Raw genomic sequence first — 4689 nt, forward strand, 5'->3', positions numbered from 1 at the left:
TAGCCTGTAATTTTTGCATTCTCATAAATACAAGCATCATCACCAACTATAGCAAAAAACCAAACTTGAGCATTGTCAAAAATCTTTGCATTGCCATAAGCTTGCGCATAGCCAGTCAGTAAAGCATCATCATAGATTTTAGCATGACCTTTTATAACAGCCCTGTCAGATACTTCAGCATGATTCAAAACGCAGGCATAACCGTAAACATAAGTTCTTCCAAAAACCACGGCATGATCAGCAACCCTAGCATTGTCATAAACCACGGCATTATCATAAACTTGTGCATAGCCTTCAATTTTTGCATTATCGAAAACATAAGCTTTATTTAAGACTTTAGCATTATCAGAAACATAGGCATTATTATAAACACAAGCATCATCATAGACCCAGCAATTGTCATAATGCGATAGGTTATCTTCCTTTTCAACAAAACCGCCTAAATCGCCAGCCTTGACATCAGAAAAGTCTTTTAAAGCTTTAATGCGATAAAGAATTTGATTACTAATTACACGCGTTTCATTTGTGAGTGCAAACTTTTTTTGCATAGCACAATTCCTTTATAAAGAGATTTAAATTTTAAAATGAGATGTTTTAAAGAGGGGCGCCCCCGCCCGCGACCGCGCGTTATTTACGCAGCGTTATTTATATTCTGATCAAAACCACAGACATCTTCAGAAAATTTCTTATTTTCTTTAAGCACAGCATTGCCATAAATCGTTGTAAATTGGCAAATTTGTGCTTTGCCACTCACATGAGCATTATCATGAATTTTTGCAAAAGGACCAACACGCGCCGAGCCAAAAACCTTGGCATTGTCATAAATATTGCTCCCATCATAAACTATAGCTTTATCAAAAACATGAGCATTGCCATAAGCTTTTGACCACGGAGCAAGGCGTGATTTACCGTAGACATGGGCATCATTAAACACAAGCCCACTCACATGAGCATTTTCATATACACGGGCATTATCGTAAATAAGAGCCCCTTCAGTAATAACGGCATTATCACTCACAACGGCATTGCCAAAAACATAGCCACCAATTTTTGCATTGCCATTAATGATTGCATTGTCATAAACACGTGCTTTATCACTCAAAATCCATGCCTTATCACTAATCACGGCATTACCATAAACCCTAGCATAATTCACAACACAAGCATTATTGCGTATTTTAGCATTTTCGGAAACGCTTGCTTGGATAACCATAGCATCATCATAAACCCAGCAATTGCCTTTATGAGACAGATCACTCTCATCTTTAATAAAGCCGCCGAGGTCGCCAGCCTTAACATCATCAAAATCTTTTAAAGCTTTAATGCGGTGTAAAGTCATACCGTTAACAACGCGGTTTTCATTAGTAAGTTCATATTTTTTTACAGGCTCTTGTTGATTAACAGATGCGGTTTCATTTGAAATGTTAGAGGAAATTGTATTTTGAGAATTTTTCATTTTAAATTCTTTCTAATCAAAATTGTTTTGAAATTGACACCCTATAAAGGGCGTCGGGCGTTCAAAACACGGTGATTAGTCCGTTGTATGCTTTTCCCATAAATGGGTATTGTATGGCATAACCACACCCGACAAAATTCTCATATACTAACAAAAGCATAAAAGATAGCCAGTTTTTAAAAGCTTTGGAAAGATTGTTTCGTAATCTATCCGCTAATCACAAGTGTTTTGATCACTTGATTATTTATATACCAAAATACGTATTTATTGTCAAATAATATTTTATCTTTTTTAATATTTTTTTGTATTTTTAAAATACGTTGTGTATTTATAATATCTTATGCTTATGAATAGCTTCTTTTATATTTATGTGCTTTTAAGGCTATATTATGGGATTTATGAAACGATTGGCTTCTTTTTTGAATCTATACATTTATAATATTTAGAAACGCTCTCATAATGCGTTTTTTTATCTTTATAACCTATCAGATTTTTTACTAAATGGTTTTTAATTTTTTTGTGAATTTTGTTTATAACACATTTGCAACTTAACAGCTTTTTATAGAGATGGTCTTTATAACCAATGCTTTCATTTGCATTATGATTATAAAACCTTGCTGTTTTTACGCATTCTTTATAACCATGGCATCATTTTTCATTTTCATAAGAGAAACGATAAATAGGATAATTATAATTTATAGACTGTTATGAAAACATCTAAAGAGAGATCGATAATTATAAAGATTAGCAAAATCCTTTTTAATAGGCTTTTGTCAGTTGTGTCAGTTTTGTCAGTTCTTTTTAGACCCTCTATTATTCTTTTTAATGAGAAAAAATAAAAGTTATTATATATCAATATGTTAACATTTTAAAATACAACCCATATCGAAAGTACAACCTTAAATACAATTAATAATATATATATGTCAGTTATGTGTCAGTAAATTGAACCGACAAAAGTGATCATTTTAGTGAGTGATTAAAACGTGTCTTATGAAAAGCGTATGAAAGTAAAAACTGATTACGTTATCAAAATCCTTTTTATGAATTTTATTAGTTCTTTTGAATGATAACCTTATGATTTAGAGAATGATTACAACGTGCTTTATAAAAAGCGTATGATCCTTAAAGCCTTTCAAAAGATAGCTTGTAACTCATACGAAATGTATCAAGACCATTATGGTTATGAGTTTTGAGTATTTTGAGGGTTCCTTTTACCTCCCGTTATATATTTTTTTAAAATAGAAAAATAAAAGTTATTATATTTCAATACATTAGCATTTTAGAGATCTTAAAAAAACAACCCATATTGATAACACAACCTATAAATTCAACTAATAATATAGGTTTTGAGGGGGTTTTGACGGTTTTTACACCTTCAAAACCTATAAGCAAAATGAATACATATAACTCTCTTTAAACAAAGCTTTTGAAAACAATAAAGCACTCATTTTAGATTACGGTATAACCTCTTAAAGGCAATGTAAAAAAATCTAATTCACTTTAAGAGTGGGTTTCTTAAAAGTCTTAAAGCAATCCAAATGAGAGTATCTAAAAGTGCAAGTTTTTTCTTTTTAGAATAACGCAATGATAAATTATCCTTTTAAAGANATACCCCTTATGCGTTTATCATACCCATTATGTGAGCATGCTTTATAAGTTATTCAGTTTCTCTTAATACCAATTTTGGTAAGTTCTTAACGATTTTCATTGTTTCTAAACTTACGGTAATAACCCTTTGAAACAATTCCAATGGATAAGCAGGGTTGCCAACGGTTTCAATAGCATAGCGATTAGCATCATTAACAATACCGCTCTTTTTATCAGTCTTTACACATTGACGCCCCATAACCCATTCAAGAGCAGGTCTACCATTGACGATATACTCATAAGCTTCAAGAGGGATATCTGTTATGGTAATATTGCTATTGTAGATAACAGTCGATTTATCCTTTTCCTTACTATTCTTAATTTTTGCAAATTTCATTTCAGTTACATAATAGAATTTTTCGGGATTAGAGATTTCTGTCTGTTTTGGATTACCCTTTTTAAAGGTCACTGGATAAGGCTCTACATCTTCATAATTCACGTGCAAATGACCCAGTTCACGCCCTGCTGTTACAAATTTCCAAAAATCATCAGCACTCTTTACACAAGGGATACGAGGCAATTCTTTGCATAAATTATGAGCATAACGAGCACGGTAATCTTCCGAATGTAAAATTCCATAAACGTAATAGAACAAATCATCTTTTGTTATGGCTTCATTAGGATAAGCGGCTTTAAAATGGTCTAGACCTTCATCAGTAATGGCATCATGCCTCTGTAAACCAGCTGTTTTGCTGTCTTCTATAGAATTCGCAAATAAATGGGATTGTTGCTTACTTTTACCTTTTGAGATCCTAGTGTTTTCGTAAAAATATCTTGGAAAGCATTGACCTTTATCCAATGCATCAAGATTGGGAAGATTCTTACTCATCAAAACAGAAAAACCTGCTTGAGTTCCGGTACCTGTAATTTGTATTACCTTATTTTCAACAGCTTTTCCCATAGGGAATATCCGCGGCATTTGATAGACTCTCTCATTAAAAGTACGGTTGTAGTATAGCCATTGTTTCGTAAAAGGACGATAAAGACTTTGCGTGAGGCATATATTTTCAAATTCAGAAATTTTTCCTCTTACTAATTCTTGTTTAACATTATAGCTCCAACTTATCTTTCTCTCATCTGTATCAACGAAATTATTTACAGCCTTTGTACGTATCTTGCGGTTAGCATGTGTATAAGCTTCATTAAATCGTCCCACTTCACTGTTATAGAAGGCAATCATATTACTCATGTTCTTCTTTAAAGTTTCATGGCTTGAGTTATACGTCCAAGCATCACGATTGGTTACAATTCCAAGAGAAAACGTTTCAAATAGTCTGAAATGACATCCCTTCTTATCGCCTATAGCTAAAAATGTTTTGAAATTGTTATCACGTTGATGAATCCAGTCACCATGTTCATCCGGTGTAATTATTTTCCAACCTGATTTATTTGTGATGCCACCAACATTACCAAAGTCTTGAAGCATCTCAAGTTTTTTTTCGGTAGAAAGATTATCACCAATGTCGTGATAGTAAATCTCACAAGGTTGTTTTTTATTTGGGTTGCGCACAAAAATCGTTACAGCTATTCCATTTTGGCTTCCAGAGCCAAAAACATTGCCTCCTTCCTTTGATAGCTCTTTT

General features: G+C 33.0%; 3 protein-coding genes. All 3 read right to left on the minus strand.

From position 1 onward, the window contains the following. Positions 1 to 548, minus strand: a 548-nt coding sequence (locus ACFIMX_RS05810; RefSeq protein ID WP_375694171.1) for a hypothetical protein, incomplete at its 3' end; no start/stop codon positions are given. Positions 549 to 631: 83 nt separating this feature from the next. Next, on the minus strand, positions 632 to 1456 hold the full coding sequence (locus ACFIMX_RS05815) for a hypothetical protein (protein ID WP_375676914.1): 825 nt from the start codon (positions 1454 to 1456) through the stop codon (positions 632 to 634). A 1660-nt stretch (positions 1457 to 3116) separates the two neighbouring features. Continuing rightward, positions 3117 to 4689: type ISP restriction/modification enzyme (locus ACFIMX_RS05820; protein ID WP_375694172.1), on the minus strand; the 1573-nt coding region annotated here is incomplete at its 5' end.

The organism is Bartonella sp. AD24XZML, assembly GCF_042196485.1.
GTDB lineage: Bacteria > Pseudomonadota > Alphaproteobacteria > Rhizobiales > Rhizobiaceae > Bartonella.